This window comes from Streptomyces sp. NPDC058257 (assembly GCF_042881845.1).
In the GTDB taxonomy this organism is placed as follows: Bacteria; Actinomycetota; Actinomycetes; order Streptomycetales; family Streptomycetaceae; genus Streptomyces.
In genome coordinates, this window is the sequence record NZ_JBHVXJ010000006.1 from 63623 (window position 1) to 83436 (window position 19814).

The 19814-nt window shown below is 69.7% G+C and carries 17 protein-coding genes and 2 pseudogenes; 5 read left to right on the plus strand and 14 right to left on the minus strand.

The features are described from left to right. Window positions 1–298 precede the first annotated feature (298 nt). From ACFVXC_RS16955 to ACFVXC_RS16965, 3 genes are all read right to left on the minus strand, one after another. Window positions 299–1831 (minus strand): aldehyde dehydrogenase family protein, encoded by a 1533-nt coding sequence (locus ACFVXC_RS16955; RefSeq protein WP_389906047.1) that lies wholly within the window; start codon window positions 1829–1831, stop codon window positions 299–301. A gap of 80 nt (window positions 1832–1911) precedes the next feature. Next, entirely contained in the window at window positions 1912–3309 is a 1398-nt protein-coding gene (locus tag ACFVXC_RS16960; protein ID WP_389906049.1) for a 2-oxoadipate dioxygenase/decarboxylase family protein, read from the minus strand. 219 nt (window positions 3310–3528) lie between these two features. Further along, complete coding sequence (locus ACFVXC_RS16965; RefSeq protein WP_389906051.1) at window positions 3529–4344, minus strand: methyltransferase domain-containing protein; 816 nt, start codon at window positions 4342–4344, stop codon at window positions 3529–3531. Between the two features lie 109 nt (window positions 4345–4453). Between ACFVXC_RS16965 and ACFVXC_RS16970 the strand changes: the two genes are divergently transcribed. The 3 genes and pseudogenes from ACFVXC_RS16970 to ACFVXC_RS16980 form a co-directional block, all read left to right on the plus strand. Further along, the gene (locus ACFVXC_RS16970; protein ID WP_389906052.1) at window positions 4454–5116 is read left to right on the plus strand and encodes a TetR/AcrR family transcriptional regulator; all 663 of its coding nucleotides are present in this window, start codon (window positions 4454–4456) and stop codon (window positions 5114–5116) included. Window positions 5117–5216: 100 nt separating this feature from the next. Further along, window positions 5217–7211, plus strand: coding sequence for a S9 family peptidase (locus ACFVXC_RS16975; protein ID WP_389906054.1), 1995 nt, complete (start codon window positions 5217–5219; stop codon window positions 7209–7211). A 91-nt stretch (window positions 7212–7302) separates the two neighbouring features. Then, a pseudogene (locus ACFVXC_RS16980) lies at window positions 7303–7532 on the plus strand (dihydrofolate reductase family protein); the annotation flags it as partial. 85 nt (window positions 7533–7617) lie between these two features. Here ACFVXC_RS16980 and ACFVXC_RS16985 read toward each other — a convergent pair. The 10 genes and pseudogenes from ACFVXC_RS16985 to ACFVXC_RS17030 form a co-directional block, all read right to left on the minus strand. Beyond that, window positions 7618–8481 carry a calcium-binding protein gene (locus ACFVXC_RS16985; protein ID WP_389906056.1) on the minus strand — a complete coding sequence of 288 codons (864 nt, stop codon included), beginning with the start codon at window positions 8479–8481 and terminating at the stop codon, window positions 7618–7620. A gap of 402 nt (window positions 8482–8883) precedes the next feature. Beyond that, a complete protein-coding gene (locus ACFVXC_RS16990; protein WP_389906058.1) occupies window positions 8884–9945 on the minus strand; it encodes a lytic polysaccharide monooxygenase in 1062 nt (353 codons plus the stop codon). A 139-nt stretch (window positions 9946–10084) separates the two neighbouring features. Further along, window positions 10085–11149 carry a FecCD family ABC transporter permease gene (locus tag ACFVXC_RS16995; RefSeq protein ID WP_389906060.1) on the minus strand — a complete coding sequence of 355 codons (1065 nt, stop codon included), beginning with the start codon at window positions 11147–11149 and terminating at the stop codon, window positions 10085–10087. After that, entirely contained in the window at window positions 11146–12201 is a 1056-nt protein-coding gene (locus ACFVXC_RS17000) for a FecCD family ABC transporter permease (RefSeq protein WP_389906062.1), read from the minus strand. The genes ACFVXC_RS16995 and ACFVXC_RS17000 overlap by 4 nt, the downstream gene beginning before the upstream one ends. An 11-nt stretch (window positions 12202–12212) precedes the next feature. Continuing rightward, window positions 12213–13262, minus strand: a complete 1050-nt coding sequence (locus tag ACFVXC_RS17005) for an iron-siderophore ABC transporter substrate-binding protein (protein ID WP_389906064.1) — start codon at window positions 13260–13262, stop codon at window positions 12213–12215. A gap of 325 nt (window positions 13263–13587) precedes the next feature. Next, window positions 13588–14574 (minus strand): zinc-binding alcohol dehydrogenase family protein, encoded by a 987-nt coding sequence (locus ACFVXC_RS17010; protein WP_389906066.1) that lies wholly within the window; start codon window positions 14572–14574, stop codon window positions 13588–13590. Window positions 14575–14620: 46 nt separating this feature from the next. Then, window positions 14621–15040, minus strand: coding sequence for a cupin domain-containing protein (locus ACFVXC_RS17015; protein ID WP_389906067.1), 420 nt, complete (start codon window positions 15038–15040; stop codon window positions 14621–14623). 42 nt (window positions 15041–15082) lie between these two features. Next, a pseudogene (locus tag ACFVXC_RS17020) lies at window positions 15083–15346 on the minus strand (SDR family NAD(P)-dependent oxidoreductase); the annotation flags it as partial. Window positions 15347–15363: 17 nt separating this feature from the next. Then, window positions 15364–16398 (minus strand): zinc-binding dehydrogenase, encoded by a 1035-nt coding sequence (locus tag ACFVXC_RS17025; protein ID WP_389906069.1) that lies wholly within the window; start codon window positions 16396–16398, stop codon window positions 15364–15366. Between the two features lie 85 nt (window positions 16399–16483). After that, entirely contained in the window at window positions 16484–16855 is a 372-nt protein-coding gene (locus tag ACFVXC_RS17030) for a DUF2255 family protein (RefSeq protein WP_389906070.1), read from the minus strand. Window positions 16856–17164: 309 nt separating this feature from the next. On the opposite strand from ACFVXC_RS17030, the gene ACFVXC_RS17035 reads away from it, so the two are divergent. Beyond that, complete coding sequence (locus ACFVXC_RS17035) at window positions 17165–18061, plus strand: helix-turn-helix transcriptional regulator (RefSeq protein ID WP_389906072.1); 897 nt, start codon at window positions 17165–17167, stop codon at window positions 18059–18061. A gap of 15 nt (window positions 18062–18076) precedes the next feature. Here ACFVXC_RS17035 and ACFVXC_RS17040 read toward each other — a convergent pair whose 3' ends face one another. After that, on the minus strand, window positions 18077–19114 hold the full coding sequence (locus tag ACFVXC_RS17040; RefSeq protein ID WP_389906073.1) for an NAD(P)-dependent alcohol dehydrogenase: 1038 nt from the start codon (window positions 19112–19114) through the stop codon (window positions 18077–18079). A 105-nt stretch (window positions 19115–19219) separates the two neighbouring features. On the opposite strand from ACFVXC_RS17040, the gene ACFVXC_RS17045 reads away from it, so the two are divergent. After that, window positions 19220–19807, plus strand: coding sequence for a TetR family transcriptional regulator (locus ACFVXC_RS17045; RefSeq protein ID WP_389906075.1), 588 nt, complete (start codon window positions 19220–19222; stop codon window positions 19805–19807). The last annotated feature ends 7 nt before the right edge of the window (window positions 19808–19814 follow it).

Consider the following 19814-nt stretch of genomic DNA (forward strand, 5'->3'; position numbering starts at 1 on the left):
TGGCTCGACACGCCAACGCGAGGCGTGCGTACACCGCGTATGACATACCGCGTCTCGTATATGACATACGAAGCGCGGCGAACACGAAGCTAGGAGCCGGTAGTTGGTTCGTCAACGCATCTGACAAAAGTTGCTGCGGAGTACTGCGGAGTACCCGAGCGTGATCGGACTCCGGTCGGGGGCCTTCGGGTTGCGCTGTAAGATCCCCGCCACATCACAGTGGGGGGATCATGGAAAACAGCACAGTGCAGACGCCCGACTCGTCCGCGAAACGACGAGGTCCCGTCCCTCGGCGGCCCTAGAGGAAGCTCACGTTCTGGGCCAGCGCCAGGCGGCCCGAGTAGTTGATGGTGTTGGTCGCCGGGCGCATGTACGCGCGCCAGGCGTCGGAGCCGGACTCCCGGCCGCCGCCGGTCTCCTTCTCGCCCCCGAACGCGCCCCCGATCTCGGCGCCGGACGTGCCGATGTTGACGTTGGCGATGCCGCAGTCGGAGCCCTCGGACGACAGGAAGAGCTCGGCCTCCTGCTGGTCGCGGGTGAAGATGCTGGAGGAAAGACCCTGCGGGACGCCGTTGTGCAGCGCGATGGCCTCCTCCAGGGTGTCGTACGTGAGGACGTACAGGATGGGGGCGAAGGTCTCCTGGCGTACGACGTCGGTCTGCTCGTCGACACGGACGACGACCGGCTCGGCGTACGCGGCCTTCGGCGCAGTGTCCGCCAGGCGCCGGTTGCCGCCGGCGAGGATCTTGCCGCCCTGTGCCTGTACGCGGGCCAGCGCGTCCCGCATGCCGTCTAGGGCCGCGGGGGAGATGAGCGGTCCGACGAGCGTGTTCTCGTCGAACGGGTCCCCTATGGGGAGCTTGGTGTACGCGGCCGTCAGGCGCGCCACAAGGGTGTCGGCGACGTCGCGGTGGACGATCAGGCGGCGCAGCGTGGTGCAGCGCTGGCCCGCCGTACCCGCGGCGGCGAAGACGATGCCCTGTACCGCGAGGTCCAGGTCGGCGGAGGGCGTCACGATCGCGGCGTTGTTGCCGCCGAGTTCGAGCAGGCTGCGCCCGAACCGGGCCGCCACGCGCGGGCCGACCTCGCGACCCATGCGGGTCGATCCGGTGGCGCTGAGGAGCGCGACGCGCGGGTCGTCCACGAGCCGCTCGCCCACCGAGCGGTCACCGAGCAGGAGACGGTGTACGTCGCCGGGGGCGCCGACCTCCTCCGCGGCCCGGGCCAGGAGCCGGTCGCAGGCCAGCGAGATCAGCGGGGTCAGCTCGGACGGCTTCCAGACCACGGTGTCGCCGCAGGCCAGCGCCACCGCGGTGTTCCACGACCACACCGCGGCGGGGAAGTTGAACGCGGAGATCACGCCGACCACGCCCAGCGGGTGCCAGGTCTCGGCGAGACGGTGCCCGGGGCGTTCGGAGGCGATGGTGCGGCCGTAGAGCTGGCGCGACAGGCCAACCGCGAAATCACAGATGTCGATCATCTCCTGGACCTCGCCGAGCGCCTCCGAGCGGATCTTGCCCGCCTCCACGGTGATCAGGTCGGCCAGGTCACTCTTGTGATCCCGCAGCAACTCACCCAGACGGCGCACGAGTTCACCCCGGCGCGGGGCCGGTGTGGTACGCCAGGTGAGGAATGCCTCGTGGGCGGCGGCGACCGCGTCCTCGGAGTCGGCGGGCCGCGCCCCGGTCAGGCCGAACAGATCCTCGCCGGTGATGGGCGTACGCGCCTGGAAGTCGCTGCCCTCCGGAACGTTCACGCCGACACGCCGCAGGCTGGTGCGGGCACGGCTGCGCAGGTCGCCGGTGGTGGGCAGGACGGTGGTGCCGGTCATGGTGCTCCCTGGGTGAGGTGTGCGGGTGGAGTGCAGAGAAGAGGAGGGGAGACAAGAGGAGAGGAGACAAGAGGAGAGCGTCAGGGGTGTGTGCCGTCGACCTCTACGCCCAGTTCGCGGCCCACCTGAGCGAGCGAGAGGCTCTGCTGGTGCTCGTACAGGGCGTACGGGTCGAGGACCTCGCGCTCGATGGCGCCGGACAGCCAGTCGCTGTCGTACGCGGCGCCTTCCTGCTCGGCGTTCCGGGAACCCTCGCCGCTGAGGTTGGACTGGAAGATGCCGGCGGCGGAGCGCGGCAGGAAGTCCTCGTAGACGACGGGTTCGGCCCGTACCCAGCCCCGGCTCTCGAGCTCGGCGATGGTGCGGGGAGGTTCGGTGCCGTCGAGCGGACGGCCGGGTGCGGCGCGGTAGGTGAAGTAGGCCAGCCCCCGCGCGGCCAGTTCACGCTCGGTGGCGGGGACGTGTGCGGCCCACAGGGCGCGGGCCAGTTCCGCGCGGTCGGCTGCGGGGTGCAGGGCGGCTTGGTCGTCGACGAGGGTGAGCAGGCGGTCGTAGAGCGCGCGGCCCTCGGGAGTGAGGGCGATGCCGCGGGCCTCGACCTCGCCGAACCGCACCCGCAGGGCGCCGCGGGTGACGCTGCCGTCCGGGCGGCGCAGGGCGCGCGGCTCGGCCAGGGCGCGGAAGGAGGTCTGGCGCAGCAGCAGGTCGGGGCCCTTCGAGGCGGGCGGGCCCTGGATGGTGTCGATCATCTCGATGCCGCGGTCGGTCATCCGCCGGTACAGCTCGTCGATGTCCAGGACGCGCGGGGTGAGGTGGTTGATGTGGGTGGAGCGGACGCCGCCGATGTCCGCGGCGACGGCGGAAACCTTCTCCAGCTCCTCGTACCAGGCCTGGTCGATTGGCTCGGCGGACAACTCGAAGGCGTGGACGGCGAGATGGAGGAAACGCTCGGCGTGCGCCTCGGGCAGTTCGCGCTCGGCCTCGGCCCGGTCGGCCAGGGCGAGCAGCTCCGGCGGGAACAGCTCGCGCCCGGCCAGGAACGTTTCCAGGCGTGAGCGCAGCGCGGCGTCGAAGAAGCGCGGGTCCGCGGGTGTGAGCAGCGAGGTGAAGACACGGAAGGGATTGCGCGCCAACTCCTCGGCGTCCACCGGCCGGAAGGCCGTCGACACGACCGGCACCGCGCTCGCGGCCGCCTCTCGAAGGTCGTAGAAGCCGACCGGACGCATGCCGAGCGCGCCGAAGATCCGCGCGACGTGGCGCAGTTCGGCCGGGGTGCCCACGCGGATGGCGCCGTGCCGCTCGGCGGTGACCCGGCTGATGGACCCGAGCCGTTCGGCGTCGGCGCCCCGCGCGCGCAGAGTGTCCTTGTTCACCTCGTGCGAGACATCCACGAGCGTGGTGTAGGCGGGGACTTCACGCCCGTACATCCCCGAGAGCCGTGCGGCGAAGGCGGCCCGCAGCTGCCACTGGCTGATCATGGAAGGTCTGCCTCTCGAACTGTCGGACACGGGACAAGAGGCATCCGACCACGGGACCGGGGTCATACGACATGGGGCATTGGGCGGACGTGTGCGACGGCGGTGTTCGGGGTTGTCGTGCCCCCTGGTGTCACCCCTGACGCAAGGCCAGGACCAGATCGCGCGGCAGACCGTGGGTGTCATGGAGATAGCGCAGGTAACGGCGCGGGCGGACAGCCGTCACGGACGGCGGCCCCATGCGGAGATCATCGGGGAGGTGGTGAGGTCGAGACGGCCCGACGTGACGCTTGCGAGATGCCGGTCGATCTCTTCGTCGGTCGCGAGCCCTGCCGCGATCAGCCTGTCCCGCACTTGCCGGACCGTAGCCGCCTCCAGAACATCGCAGGCCGCGGACGTGATCGGGAAGTAGGCGTCCGCGGTGACATCGGTCAGCCCCGCCTCCCGCAGCAGCCTGGGGACTTTGCGCCCGTAGGCCAGGTCCGCACCGCGAGCCGCGAGGAGCGAGCGGAATCCGGTGCGCAACTTGTTGGCCAGTGCCTGCTCGGGTCCGTACTCGTCCAGGCAGATCAGCGGCTGCGACGCCGGATCGGCGTCCTCCACCAGCAGCCACCCGCCAGGCCGCAGAGCGCCGACCATCGCGCGCAGGGCCCGCTCCCTGTCGGCCACATGCACAAGGACCAACCGGGCGTGAACGAAGTCGAAGCCGCTCACCGGCGGTTCGTCCCGGCCCACGTCGTGGTGCAGCACCTCGATGACCCCGCCCGCCGCCCGGGAGGCCCAGGAAGTATCGATGTCGCTCGCCAGTACCTGGCCGGTCGGACCGACCCGGTCGGCCAGCCAAGTCACTACCGAGGGGCCGCCCGCCCCGACCTCCCAGCACCGCCACCCCGAGGCGATTCCCAGGGCCTCGATGTGTCGGAAGGTGGTGGGGTCGAAGAGCTCGCTCAGCGCGTCAAAACGGATGCCCGCCTCGGACTGCGCATTGTCGAGGAGATAGCCGCCGTCGTCGCGGGACTCCTGTGCAGAGTGCGTCATGAGGCGATTGTCCCGGAATCGAAATCCGCAGGGCCGCCAACTCGCATCGCTAGTCACTTAGTGACATGCTGTCGTTTGAGGACACCGAGAGGGAAGGCGACGAGGCGTCATGGCGACGGAGAAGCGCGGCAGTGGGGGAGGGATGAGCGAGCAGCGGCGTGTGCGGCTGCGGCTCGAGATTTCCCGGGAGGCGTCGCGCCTGTTCTGGGAGCAGGGAGTGGCCGCCACGAGCGGCGATCAGATCGCGGCGGCCGTCGGCCTGTCCACGCGGACCATCTGGCGGCACTTCCGCAGCAAGGAGAGCTGCGCCGAGCCGATCGTCATGCAGGGAGTCGTCACCCTGCTGAGCGTGCTGCGCACATGGCCCCGGCAGAGCTCCATCGAGGACCACCTGACCACGGCGCTGAGCAGGCTCCGTGAGGCGAAGCCGCCCGTCGATCTTGCCGACGAGATGCTGGCGATGAAGATGATTCGGCTGGCCGACACCGAGCCGGCGCTCCGCACGGCATGGCTCATGGCCTGTGACCAGACGGAACAGGAGATGTGCGTGATCGTCGGCGGGCGTCTGAGGCTGCCTGCCGATGATCTGGATGTGCGGGTGCACGCCGCGGCCGCCGCCGCGGTCGTGAGGCTCCTTGACGAGCACATCGGCGCCGTCATCCTCACCGGCGCCGATCTCACGGAGTTCAACGACGTGGCGGCCGTATCCCGGCGTTACGCCCATGCGATCCGCGCGGCGACCGGCGGCATGGTCGGTGACCCCGTCGCCTGAGCGATCGCACTGAAACGAACGAACCGCACTGAAATGAACGAACCGCAGTGAACCGAACTGAGGCCAACCGAACCGAGGCGAACTCAGGAGGAGTTTCCGCATGTCCGCTGAACCGCGTATGTCGCGCGAGGTCCCGCACCTCACCGTCGAGGACTTCTTCGGCCCGCCGGTCCGTGCCGGCGCATCTATATCGCCCGACGGCACCAGAATCGCCTACCTGGCTCCGTGGCAGGGGCGGCTGAACGTATGGGTGGAGAGCGTCGAATCGGACGAGGAGGCGCGCTGTGTCACCGCCGACGGCAACCGCAGCGTGCACACCTTCCACTGGACCGACGATCCGCGCTGGCTGCTCTATGAGCAGGACGGCGACGGCGACGAGAACTGGCACGTCTACCGGGTCGACCTGGAGAATGTCGACGCGAAGACCACTGACGCGAAGACCACTGACGCGAAGAATGCTGACGCAAGTGACGTCGACGTGGCGAACCCGGGTGCCGAGGCTGTCGATCTCACTCCCTTTCCCGGGGCCACGGTCGCGGGATTCGAGCTGTCCGTCTCCCGGTCGGGCAAGGCGCTCCTGCATCTGAACCACAGGAATCCCGCCGAGTTCGACCTCTGCGAACTCGACATCGCCACAGGTGAGTTGACGATGCTGGCTCAGAACCCCGGCCAGGTCGCCGGCTGGCTGTACACGCCCGGCGGTGACCTGTACGCACAGACCTGGACGGCTGACGGCGAGATCGAGCTGACACAGTGGGAGACCGGGACGGGCGCGCTGCGCGTGGTCACCACGTTCGACGGCTCCGGCTACCCGATGGGCGTCGCGCCGTTCCAGCTCACCCCGGACGGTTCCGGCGTGTGGCTCGGCTCCAACCGGGGCTCCGACCGGACCCGGCTTGTCCGGCTCGACCTGGCCACCGGCGAGGAGACCGAGGTCGACAGTCACCCGCAGTTCGACCTCGACACGCGTTCCACCGTCTTCCCCACCCTGCCGTCGCCGCTCATCCGTGACCGGCGCACCGGAGAGCTGATCGGGGCGCGCTACCTCGGCGAGCGGCAGGTGATCCACCCGCTGGACCCGCACTTCACTGAGGTGTTGGAGAATCTGGAGAGGCTGTCCGACGGGGAGATCTCCGCGGTGTCGTCCGACGCCAGCGGCCAGCGCTGGGTCGTCAGATTCACCCACGACCGTGACCCGGGTGTCACCTGCTACTACGACCACTCCACCGGCGAGAGCCGACTGCTGTTCCGGCCTTTCCCGCATCTGGACCCCGGGGTCCTCGCCCCGATGGCGCCGGTCACGATCCGCGCACGCGACGGCCTGGACCTCCCCTCGTACCTGACCCTGCCGGTGGGAGCCGAACCGACCGGGCTCCCGTTGGTCCTGCTGGTCCACGGCGGCCCGTGGTCCCGCGACAGTTGGGGCTTCAACCCTGTCGCGCAGCTCCTCGCCAACCGCGGCTACGCGGTGCTCCAGGTCAACTTCCGCGGCTCGACCGGTTACGGCAAGGCGTTCCTCAAGGCCGGCATCGGGGAGCTGGCGGGGAAGATGCACGACGACCTCATCGACGCCGTCGACTGGGCCGTCGACGAGGGGTACGCGGACCGGGAGCGTGTCGCGATCTTCGGTGGTTCCTACGGCGGTTACGCCACCCTGGTCGGAGTCACCTTCACCCCGGACGTCTTCGCCGCCGCCATCGACGCCTTCGGCGTCTCGAACCTCGTGACCTATCTGGGGGCCCTGCCGGAGTTCGTGCGGCCGCAGCTGATCAACAACTGGTACCTCTATGCCGGTGATCCGAGCGACCCGGAGCAGCGGGCAGACCTCCTTGCGCGCTCGCCCCTCGGCCGGGTGGACCAGATCCGCACTCCGCTGATGGTGATCCAGGGCGCCAACGACGTCCGCGTGGTCAAGGCCGAGTCCGACCAGCTCGTCGACGCGCTGCGCGCCCGAGGCGTCGAGGTCGAGTACATGGTCAAGGACAACGAGGGCCACGGTTTCGTGAACCCGGAGAACAACATCGACATGTACCGCGCGGCCGACCGCTTCCTCGCACGCCACCTCGGCGGACGCCCCGACTCTGAGGAGCACTGAGCACCCCTCCAGAGGAGCACTGGTCACCGCTCTACGGGCAGTACCTCCCTACGGCTCCACCGCCACCTGCTGGAACGGCACTTCAGGCCCGACCGAAGGCGGCGACATTCTCGTGCTCTCCAGCTCTCCAGCGCGAGTGTCATCAAGGCACTGCTTGCGGCCGACAAGGTCGACCGGCAGGCGCTGACGATCTTTCCGCTCTTCCTCGGCGGCGGCCCGCGCCTCTTCGACGACGGCCTGCCCGCCGGGAAGTGGGAGCTCGTCAGCCAGACCGCGGGCGAGCACGGCACGTTGGCTCTCGTCTACGACCGAGTCCGCTGAGCCGAAGGCCGATGAGCCGGGGACCGCTGTCGGCACCCGGGGCACCGCGCGGCGGATCGCGCGGTGCCCCGGGCGGTGTGGAGCGTCAGTCCTGGTGGACGACGTTCCTGCCGGGACCGCCGGAGAGGGTGTCCGTGCCGGCGCCGCCGTACAGCTCGTCGTCGCCGCTGTTTCCGTAGATCGTGTCGTCACCGCTGTTGCCGTACAGGATGTCGTTGCCCTTGCCGCCGTAGATGAAGTCGTCGCCGGCCGCGCCGCGGATGGTGTCGTTGCCGTCGCCGCCGGTCAGGTTCTGCCTGCCGGCGCCGCCTTGGATCACGTCGTCGCCCGCGCCGCCGTCGACGGCGCTCTCGTCACCGTCCGAGTAGATCGTGTCGTTGTCGTCGCCGCCCTGCGCGATGCTGCCGCCGCCGGCGTGGATGGTGTCCTTGCCGTCACCGCCGCTCGCCACCCCGGCCACGCCCACCGTGAGGCTGTCGTCGCCCGCCCCGCCCTTGACGGAGTTGCCGTCGACGGAGCCGGTCCGGGTCCAGGTGTCCTTGCCCTCGCCCAGGTCCGCCGAGGCGAAGTAGTACGTCTGGCCGGTGGCGTTGTCGTAGGCGACGGTGTCGTCGCGGTCACCGAGGGCCAACTTCAAAGTGGCGTAAGGGTCCTGGGTCTCCAGAGTGGCGACCTTGCAGGAGACCTTGGTGCGGTCCGCGCCGTCGGGGTAGGAGCAGCCGTCTCCCGCACTGATCGGAACGGCGTCGTCGATCACGTAGGTGATCTCTTCGGAGCCTTCGGATATCGATGCGGTGACGGTCACTTTGTTGGTCTGGCCGGAGGCGGCGGTGTAGAGAATTCCGTGATCGCTCGGGCTGAACGCGGCGGTGGCCTCCGGCACCGCGGCACCGGCTGAGCCCGCCAGGAAGAGCGGAGCGGCCAGCGCCGTACCGAGAGCGAGTGTCATCGCGGACGCAGTACGGAATACCCGGCGGCTGTCGAGTTGAGAGGGCATTGCATAACCTCCATGAGGCGTACGTGGTGCTTGCAATTACGTGTGACTGCCGGGGTTTGCGGTTGGTTGTAATGCGTCTCGCGAGGGGATGTGAGCGGGGATTCGCGGTACGGGCGGCATAAGTACTCGCTGGCCAGCGGTGTTTGGCCGCTCATCCGCGGCGCGACAATTCCCCGTAAGGCGTGGTTGGGCGGAAATTCATGAGGGCGGAATCGTCGAACTCCCCTCGCGGGTATCGCCGTACGAATTCTTGTCGTACGACGCTGTCCCCGCCCCGCCCGCCGCCGCGACGATCAGCGGTCGGCGGGCGGGAGGTGAGGGAAGGGCAGGTACGTCACCTCGCCCGCGGCCTGCTCACCGGTCGGAGTCAGGAGCCGACCTGCGGTGGCGCAGGTGCAGGACGGTCGCACCGGCCAGGATCACGGCGCCGGCACCCGCGAGGGTGCCGACCAGGCCGAGGGCGGGGGAGACCGTGGGCGAGTCGGCGGCGGTGTTCCCGGTGGCCGGGGTGATGTCGGCAGCGGAGCGGGACCCTGCCGACGAGTCGTCTCCGTGCCTCTCGTGCCTCTCGTGCCCTTCGTGTACCGCTTCCGCCTCGGCGTTCTTCTCGCCCGCGCCGAGCGCGGTCACCGCCGCACCGGACTGTTCGCCGCCCGTCAATCCGGTGACCTCGCCATTGCCTCCGTCGAAGACCACGTCCGAGCAGGAGAAGAAGTTCTCCTGGCTGTCGGAGCGGATCCACTGGACGAACAGAAGGTGCTGACCGGTACGTTCGGGCAGTCGCAGGTCCCAGTAGTAGTGGCCCGCCTCGCTGCCGGGACCGCCCTGCTGCGGCGGGTTCCGCACGGTCTGTACGTTCTCCAGGTCCGACCAGCCCAAGGGCTGCCGCGGGTCGAAGCCTTCCTTGGTGACGTACACCTTGAACGTGCCAGGATGGTGGGCCCAGTTGCTGTAGTTCACCTCGATGTCGGCGCCGGCGGTGAGGTGAGTGACGGGCCAGTCGGTGCGGGCGGCGTTGTACGGGGAGAAGTCGTAGGGGCTGCGGTCGCCCGCGCTGCACAGCGTGCCGTCCTCGACGTAACCTTCGCCGCGGCCGCCCGCGTTGGAGTCGAGTACCGCGAACCAGTTGTACAGCGGCGTGGTGCCCGCGTCCTGCACCGCCGCCTTGCAGGCCGGGTTGGTGGGCATCTGGGTGGAGGAGTTGGCGAGCAGATCCTTGTAGCACAGGTAGGTGCGCGACCCGGGCATCATGGCCACACCGTGTGCGGCGGCCGTGCCCGGGACGGCCAGCACGGCTGCTGCGGCGATGCCCGTGGCACCGACGAGGGAGGCCAGACGCCTGGCACGTTTCGAGTCGCGTAAGCGGGATCTGACGGGGACGAGCTTGGCGGAGCGACGGGCTCGAGGAAGGTTCACGGGAACGTCTCCTTCGGGGAGTTTCCGATGAGCGGCTCGCCTCGTAGTCGGCGCCGGGCCCGTAATGGTTGCCGCGTCGGACCCCGGTGATTCCTCCCTGGTGCGGGCTGTTGTTCGTCGCTTAGGGACAGCGGGCGTCTCAGAGGATCCCGTGCCGCCATTCGTGGACCAGGAGGTAGCCGAGATAGATGCCTCCGATGGCCATGGTGTAGATGCCGACGGGCAAGTCCTCGAAGAGCGGCAGCTGTTGGGAGCACAGGTCCGCGAGGACCAGGAGCAGCGCGCCGACGAGGGCGGACAGCATCAGATGCGGGCCGGTTCCCCGGGTGACGCGCTTGGCGATCTGCGGCGCGGTCAGGGCGATGAAGGCGATCGGTCCCGCCACGCTGACGGCGCCCGCCGAGAGCACGATGGAGAGGAGGACCGCGATGGTCCTTGTGGCCCTCGGCGCCGACCCGAGTCCCTCGGCGAGGTCGTCACCCATCTCCGCCATGTCCAGGCGCCGTGCGATGAGCAGCGTGAGGGGCACCACGACGAGGAGGACGACCCAGATCGTGGTGGCGTGCCCCCAATCACGCGCGGCCAGGCTGCCGTTGACGTACGCGGTCAGCGCGGTGGCCTTGTCACGTTCCACGGCGTAGACGACGTACTGGGTGACAGCGGTGGCCATGGCGGCGGTGCCGATGCCCGCGACGACGAGACGGCCCGCATTGCGGAATCCGGTGCCGGTGGAGACGTACACCAGCGTCATGGCGAGTATCGCGCCGAGGAGGGCGCCGAGGGAGACCGGAACGGTGTCGGGCAGGAACAGTGCCACAGCCGCCGCGCCCGCACCGGCGCCGGAGGCGAGGCCGATCACGTCGGGGCTGCCGAGGGGGTTTCGGGTGACCGACTGGAACAGGGCCCCCGACAGGCCCAGTGCCGCGCCGGTGCCGATGGCGACCACGAGCCGCGGGCCGCGCAGCCGGTTCATCACAAAGGTGTCCGTGCCCTGGCCGTCGCCGGTGATGGCGGGCACCAGGTCGGCGAGCGGGATGCCGATCCGGCCCAGGGAGAGCGTCGCGGCTGCCGCCGCCGCGATCAGAACGAGCAGTATCGCGGCGACGAGAAGGGAGCCCGGCCGTACCGGCACTGCCACGACCTGCCCGACACGCAGGACCCGGCGCGGCCGTGCCGGGCGTGTCCGGAGCTGCTTGGTCGTCATGTGTTTCCCCTCATCTTGCGTACCGCCACCAACAGGGCGGGCGCCCCCACGAACGCGGTCACGACACCGACCATCAACTCCTGCGGGCGCAGCACCACGCGTCCCACGACATCGGCCAGGAGCAGCAGCGAAGGGCCTGCGATGCAGGAGAAGACGACCTGTAGGCGGAAGTCGATGCCGACCAGGGCGCGCACGACGTGCGGCACGGCAAGGCCGACGAATGCCACGGGGCCGACGGCCGCGGTCGCCGCGGCGCTCAGCAGGGTCGCGGCCAGCAGGCCGCCGCCGCGGACCAGAGCCGGGCGGGAGCCCAGAGAGGTCGCCGTATCGTCGCCCAGGGCCAGCGTGTTGAGGCTCGGGGACAGTACGAGCGTGAGGACAAGGCCTGCCACGGCGAAGGGCAGCACCGCGAGGAGCACGCTGAAGTCCCGGCCTCCCAGCGCGCCGACCACCCAGTAGCGGTAGCTGTCGAACACGGTCGGTTCGCTGAGGGTCACGGCCTGGATGAAGGCGGTGAGGACCGCGGAGAGGACAGCGCCTGCCAGCACGAGTCGCACCAGGCTCTTGCTGGATCCGGCCGAGCTGATGACGTGGACGAGCAGGCCCGCGAGCAGTGCGCCGGGCAGCGCCCACCAGACGGCGGCCGCGGTGCCGGAGGCTCCCAGGTAGGCGGTGGCCGCGACGATGCTCGCGGAAGCGCCGGCGTTGATGCCGAGCAGCCCCGGATCAGCCAGCGGATTGCGGGTGACTCCCTGCATCAGGGTTCCCGCGACCGCCAGACACAGCCCCGCGAGGACGCCGAGCGCCGTTCGGGGATAGCGACTCTCGATGATGGTGGTGATGTTCGGATCCGCGGTGCCCGTAAGAACGTCGACGACATCGCGGAAGGAGGTGACGCGGCTGCCGAACATGACGCTCGCGAACAGGGCGAAGGCCAGTACGACGATTCCGATAAAGAGGGACAGAGCCCATCGGGCGGGGCGGGGCCGGGTGGCGCGGGCGGGAGCACCCGGCCCCGCACCACCCGATACGGCCCGTGCGGTGGTCGTCATGGTGCGCGCGCTCAGCGGTCGGACTTGGTGAGGGCCTTGTCGATCATCGGCAGGTACCGGTCGATACTCCAGGGGACGGTCAGCGGGTTGATCATGGACGACGCGGTCACGAACGAGGGGTCGTCACCGGCCACGACCGCACCGCTCTTGACTGCGGGGATCGCCGCGTAGAGCGGCTGCTTCTCGACGTCCCTGCGGTTCTTCGCGTCGGAGTAGAAGGTGAACACCAGATCGCTGTCCTTGAGCTTCTCGGCGTTCTCCAGGCCGATCAGGGCGGAGTCGGTGCCCTTGGTCTCCTTGAACGTCTTCACCACCGGGTCGACGGTGAGGCCGAGCGACCGCACCATCTGCACCCGCTGCTCCTGCGACTTGAACACGCCGAGCGTGCCGGGGCCGGAGTTGTAGAGGTAGGAGAAGCTGACGTTCTTGTACTTCGGTCGCGAGGCGGCGGCAGCGGCGAGCTGCTTCTTGATCTTCTCCTCCAGCGGCTTGGCCTTCTCCGGCCGGCCGAGCGCCTTGGCGACGATGTCGATCTGCTGGTCCCAGTTCGTGCTCCAGGCCTGATCCGGGTAGGCCACCGTCGGTGCGATGTCCGACAGGATCGAGTACTGGTCCTTCGTGATCCCGGACCACGGCGCGAGGATGACGTCCGGCTCCAGCTCGGTGATCGCCTCGAAGTCGATGTCCTCCCCACCGGTGAACTGCTTGGGCAGCTTGTCACCGGACTTGGTCACCGCCTCGTGGACCCACGGCAGGTAACCGGTCTTATCGCTGCCCCACTTGTAACTCTCCATCCCCACCGGCGTCTTACCGAGGGCGATGGAGGTCTCGGTCGACCCCTGGCCCAGGGTGACGACACGGTCGGGGCGCTCGGGTATCCCAGCCGTTCCGAGCGCACTCTTGATCTTTACGGGGAACCCCTCGCCGGCCTTCCCCGATGCTTTCGAGCTCTCTTCGTCACTGGAGGAGCAACCGCTGAGGACGAGCGCGAGCGTGGCAACTGCTGCTGGTGCGACGAGTGTTCCGCGACGCGCGCGAGAGGGCGAGGACTGGGAGGGCATCAAGTTCCTTTGGCTCCGGAGGTGCAGCCGCTTCCGCGGCTCGTGCACGGCGACATTTCGGATCGGCGCGGCGCGGGACCCCACCATGACAACACTTAGGTAAGCCTAAGTTAATCGGATCTTAAAATTCAACCGGGCCTGGTGCGGCGGGTTCCGTCAGACGGGGCTCATGCGAAGTCCCGGACGGCTTCTGCCCAGGTCGAGTTGACTCGCCTGTGTACGCTCCGGCCCTCGGTGGGGCACGCAGGCCTGTGGCCCGCGGGAGCCGGGCAACCCACCTCTGACGCCGCCGGGACCACAGGAAACAGGTGTATCGGCCAACCCCTCAGGGGACCACCAGGACGAGCTTGCCGTGAGCCTGGTGGGAGCGCAGGCGGTCGAGTGCTTCGGTGGCGGTGGCGAACGTGTGGCTGCTGTCGATGAGGGGGCGCACACGGCCGTCGGCGACCGCGGGCAGGAGCTGTCGGCCGGCGGCGGCGATGACCTCACCTAGTTCCGCGGCCCGGGTGAAGCCGAAGGAGACGCCGCGCAGACGCAGGTGCCGGTAGGACAGGGCATCGAGGTCGATGGTGGTGGCTGCGGTGTCCAGGCGGCCGATGTTGACGACCGATCCGTCGACGCGGGTCGCAGGCAGGGCTGCGGCGAAGACGGCTCCGCCGACGTGGTCGAGTACCACGTCGGCGCCCTCACCACCGGTCGCGTGCAACACCGCACTCGTGAGGTCCTCCTCGCCGGTCGCCACCACGGTGTCCGCGCCGGTGCGGACGAGCAGGTCCGCTTTGGCGGCCGTGCGGGTGGTGGCGATGACCTGCCCGGCGTCCAGGGCCTTGGCGATCTGGATGCCGATCAGGCCGATGCTTGATGAGGCCCCGGTGATCAGTACCGACTGGCCTGGCCGGAAGCCACCGGCCGTGAGGGCCCCGTGCTCGGTGAGCAGACCGGTGGGCAGCGCGCACGCCTCCTCGTACGGGAGTTCATCGGGCACGGTGACGACATGGCGGTGGTCGGCGATGACGTACTGGGCGAAGCTCGCGGGGCTGGTGCCCATGACGCGCTCGCCCACCGTGACCGTGTCCACGCCGCTGCCGACGGCTGCGATCTCTCCGGCGAACTCGTAGCCCGCCTGGTACTCCTTGCCGGTGCCGCCGTTCGTCGGGTCGGCGTCCGCGACCATGGCGGCGTCGGCATTGTTCAACGCCACGGCGCGGGCGCGTACGAGGACCTGTCCGGGCCCGGGTCGCGGTACGGGGACCTGCCGGAGCTCCCAGGCCGGGCCAGCTCCGCCGAACAGCGCGGTCATGGTCGAAGTCATGTGTCTCTGTCTTCCTTCAGGACCTTCAAGGGAGGAGGCCGTTCGGTCAGTGGCCGGGGGCGCGGGGTGCGGCGTACTGCTCGTCGGTGACGTGCTCAAGCCAGGTGGTCTCGGGCCGCTCGTCATCGGGCGCCGTGCCGTCCCACAGCGCCAGGTGCTGCATGAAGCGGCCCTCGGTGGCGCCGTGCCAGTGCTCTTCGCCGGGCGGGCAGGTGACGGTCTCGCCGGGGTGGGCCTCGAAGACGGTGCCGTCACGCGTGCCGACCAGGGCGATACCGGCGACGACGTGCAGGGTCTGGCCTACGGCGTGGTGGTGCCAGGCGGTGCGGGCGCCCGGGGCGAAGCGGGCCATGTTGGCGCGGACGCGGGAGGGTTCCTCTCCGGCGTGGACGACGTCGAACCAGACATCTCCGTTGAACCAGTCCCGCGGTCCCTTGCCGGTGGGCTTCGGCTTGACGAATCCCATGGTGCTCCTTGTTTCCTTGCTCGTTCGGTGCTGCGGTGGGTGTCAGTCGGCGGCGTCGGCGTGGGTGAGGCCGCTTCCCAGGGCGCGGGAGGCCGTCGCCTGAGCGGTGATCTCCCTGCCCTTGGCCTCGGCGGTGCGCTCGGCGTAGTCGTCGACGGACAGTTCCGCCCCGCTGGTGGAGGCGTCCACCAGCAGCTCGGTGCGGAAGAAGCCGGGCTCGACGATGGTGGTGCGGATGCCGTACGGATCGACGCCGAAGCGCAGCGAATCCATCCAGCCCTCGACGGCGAACTTGGACGTGGCGTAAGGCCCTTCAGGGTCTTTCAAGGGCGGACCAGGACCTTGAGGGCCTCACGGTCGTTCATGGCCCGGTAGCCGTCGGAGATGTCGTCCAGAGCGACGGTCCGGTCGAAGACGCGGCCGGGGCGCAGGGCACCGCTGAGGATGTGCGGCATCAGTTCCTCGATGTAGGCGCGGGCGGGCGCGACACCGCCGGTGAGAGTGATGTTGCGCATGAAGTCGCCGACGCCGAAGGGCACGTCAGCGGATTGCGGTACGCCGACCCGGCTGATCGTGCCGCCGTCCCGCACCACGCCGAAGCTCTGCACGAGGGCGTCCTTGAGGCCGACGCACTCCAGAACCTTGTGGGCGCCCTCGCCCCCGGTGAGCTCGCGGACCTTGGCGATGCCTTCGTCGCCGCGCTCGGCCACCACGTCGGTGGCGCCGAAGTCCCGTCCCAGATCGGTGCGTTGGGTGTGGCGTCCCATGAGGACGATCCGCTCGGCGCCGAGCAGCTTCGCGGACATGACGGCGGCAAGGCCCACGGCGCCGTCACCGATCACCGCGACGCTGTCGCCGCCTTCGACGCCCGCGGTGCGAGCGGCGTGGTAGCCGGTGCACAGGATGTCGGAGAGGGTCAGCAGGTCGGGCAGCAGCTCGGAGTCCTCGCCGACGGGCAGCTTGACCAGCGTGCCGTCGGCGTACGGGACCCGGGCGGCCTGGCCCTGGCCGCCGTCGACCCCGTTCACGCCCCACCCGCCGCCGTTCAGGCACGAGGTCTGCAGCCCTTCGCGGCAGTAGACGCAGGTGTTGTCGGCCCAGACGAACGGCGCCACGACCACGTCGCCGGGCTCGAAGCCGCGTACCTCGGAGCCCGTCTCCTCGACGACGCCGAGGAACTCGTGCCCCATGCGGCGGGGCTGGTCGGACGGCGGCAGCGATTTGTAGGGCCACAGATCGCTGCCACAGATGCACGACAGGACGATCCGTACGACCGCGTCGGTGGGGTTCTGGATCTTGGGGTCGGCGACGTCCTCGACGCGTACGTCGTCGGCCGCGTACAGCAGGGTGGCGCGCATGAGAATGGAACTCCCTTGATGCGTGGGGCGGTTGTGCGGGTTTTACTGTCGGGCGGAGTGAGCGCATCCCCGTCCGTGCGGGGTGTCAGCTGGGTTCCAGGCGGAGGGTGGAGGCGCGGGCCTTGTCGGTCAGGACGTGATCGACGATGCCGGTGTAGCGCCCGTACTTGTCTCGGTACGCGGCGTCCACGCTCGCGTACTCGCTGGGCTCCGCCTCATGGAAGGCCACGTCCCGTCGCACACCGCCGGCCTCGATACAGCCCTGCTGACGGGTCTGTGCCCCTCTGTACCAGGGGCCGTCCGCGCCCTTGACCGAGCGCACGTAGAGGTGGTCGCCGGCGCGGACCACCCACATCGTCACAGGGGCGCGCAAGGTGCCGTTCGCGCGCTCGGACTGCAGGTCCAGCTCTTCGGCTGTGCCGATCTGCTTCAGATCGGAACCGTTCCAGGCGGTCATGGTCTGTCCTTTCGGGCTCTGCGGGCTCTGCGGGCTCTGCGGGTTGCGGGGGCTGTGCGGGCCGCGAACGTGCAGGTGGGACGGGATGCGCCTCCCTGTCCATTCCCGGCCCTGGGCGCCGCCCCCGCAACCTGGAACCCCGGGGCCGGGCCCAGCCGACCCAGGCGTGCCGGGGCGAACGCGTCATCCAGCCTGCCGCCGCGAGTGATCTTCAGGAAGGCCGAGTCGTGCCGCTGAGTGGCCAGCCGTGGTGTGACAGGGCCACCCTCACGGCCGCCGTCCAGGTCACGGCGGTGTGAGACTGGTTTCATGGCACCCGAGCAGCACGGCGGCACCGAGCTGGGACGCTTCCTGCGCGCCCGCCGCACCCAGACGAGCCCCGACTCCCTCGGGCTCACCACCGGCCCAGGCGTCCGCCGCACTCCGGGCCTGCGCCGGGAGGAGCTGGCCACACTGTCCGGGGTCAGCATCGACTACTACGCCCGGCTCGAACGCGGCAAGGAGACCAGGCCGAGCCCCGAGGTGGTCGACGCCCTGGCCCGCGCCCTGCGCCTGGGCGACGACGAACACCAGCACCTGCGAGAGCTGGCGGCCCGCGCCGCACGCACCGCTCCCGAGCCACCCTCGGCCCCCAGCCGGACAGTGCGCCCGCACATCAAACTGCTGCTTGAGACCCTGCGCCCGAACCCCGCCTACGTCCTCAGTCGCAGCATGGACCTGCTCGCCTGGAACCCCGGCGGCCTCGCCCTGTACGCAGGCATCGCCGACTGGCCCGCCAAGCAGCGCAACCTCGCCCGCTACCTCTTCCTCCACCCCGCCGCCCGCGACGTCTTCGGCGACTGGGACAACCAGATCCGCGGCTGTGTCGCCCGCCTGCGCGCCCTGGCCGGTACCGACCCCGACGCCCCCGACCTGGCCTCCCTGGTCGGTGAACTCCTCCTCAAGAGCCCCGACTTCGCCGGACTCTGGGAGCGCTACGACGTCACAGGCCGCAAGTACACCACCAAGACCTTCCACCACCCCACGGTCGGCGACCTCACTCTCGGCGTCCAGGCCATGCAGCTCGAAGGCACCCCCGGACAGCGCCTGGGCGTGTACCTCGCCGAGCCCGGCACACCCGACCACGACGCGATGCTCCTGCTTGACCTCCTCGACCTCACCGCCGCCCGGACGGTGGGAGACGAGGCCGCCCCACGCCACCGGTGACGACGCTGCTCGTCCTCAGTCCAGGTCGGACATGTCGAGGACGAAGCGGTAGCGCACGTCGTTGCGCCGGAGTCGGTCGAGTGCCTCGTTCACGCGGGCCGAGGGGAGCAGCTCGATGTCGGCGGTGATGTCGTGCTCGGCGCAGAAGGCCAGCATGGCGGCGGTAGCGGGCCTGCCGCCGCTCCCCGCGGAGCTCAGCCTCTTCCGCCCGATGAGCAGGTCGGTGGTCTCCAGAGTGATGGGGCCGAGGTGTCCCAGGTGGCTGAGCGTCCCGTCCATCGCGACCAGGCGCAGATAAGGGCCGAGGTCGTGCGGGGCGGCGATGGTGTCGATGACGACGTCGAACCGATCCCGGGCGGCTGCCATCCGCTCCGGATCGGTGGAGACGACCAGGTCGTGGGCGCCGAGGCGGCGCGCGTCGTCGGCCTTGTCCGGCGACCGGCTGATGACCGAGGTGTCGGCGCCGAGCGCCACGGCGATCTTGACGGCGAGGTGGCCGAGACCGCCGAGGCCTGCCACGGCGACGCGGGTGCCCGGACCCGCACCGAGGGCGTGCAACGGCTCCCAGACGGTGATCCCGGCGCAGAGCAGGGGAGCGGCGGCTGCCGGGTCCAGGCCTGGGGGAAGGGGGTGGGCGAACCGCGATCGGACGACGTACTCGCGGGAGTAGCCGCCCTGGGTGGTCGACCCGTCGTGGCGGTCGACGCCGCCGTAGGTCAGCGTCGGGAACGTATGGCAGAAGTTCTCCTGCCCGGCCAGGCACATGGCGCACGTCCCGCACGAATCGACGATGTTGCCCACGGCCACCGCGTCGCCGACGGCGAAGGCCGTGACCTCGGACCCCGTCTCGGTCACCACGCCGGTGAACTCATGCCCCGGCACAAGAGGCTGGCCGCCGTCATGAGCCTGGACGGCGTGCAGATCCGTATGACAGACGCCGCAGTAGTCCACACGGACCGCTACGTCGTCGGGGCGCAGGTCGCGCCGCTGCAGCGGTGTCCGCCGCAGCGTCGCCGACGGGCCGTCGGCCTGCCAGCTCACAGTGGTCCTCATGGGGCCCTCTCCTCGATCTTCAGACAGACTGTTCGGTCTATTTGGAGAGTAGGGGACTGTGGCCCGCCAGGCAAACCAACTGTTCTGTTTGGTAGCCTGACGGGTATGGCCGACCAGCCCTTGACCGCACGCGGTGCCGCGACCTACCAGCGCATCCTCGATGTGGCGACCCAGGAATTCGCCGAGCACGGCATCGCCGGAGCGCGCGTCGAACGGATCGTCGCCGCCGCGCGCACCAACAAGGCGCAGCTCTACGGCTATTTCGGGAACAAGGAAGGGCTCTTCGACGCCATCTTCTTCGGTTCGCTGGAACGGATCGTGAACGTCGTGCCGATCGATGCCGCGGACCTCGCGGACTGGGCGGTGCGTCTCTACGACGAGTACCTCCGCCGCCCGGACCTCATCCGCCTAGCCACCTGGGCGCGCCTGGAGCGACGCCCGACGGGCCACCTGGTCGACGACCCCGACCGTCTCGACGACCGCAAGCTGCACGCCATCGCCGAGGCGCAAGCCGCGGGCCTGGTGCGCCAGGGGGACCCGTTCGACGTGATGGCCATCGTCATCGCCATGTCGATGGCGTGGTCGCCGGTCAGCAACGTCTACGCCGCTACCGCGGAAGAGCCCGCGGAGCTGCACGAGCAGCGCCGCGCCCTGCTCCACGAGAGCGTCCGGCGCGCCATGGCGAGCGACTAGGGCCTCT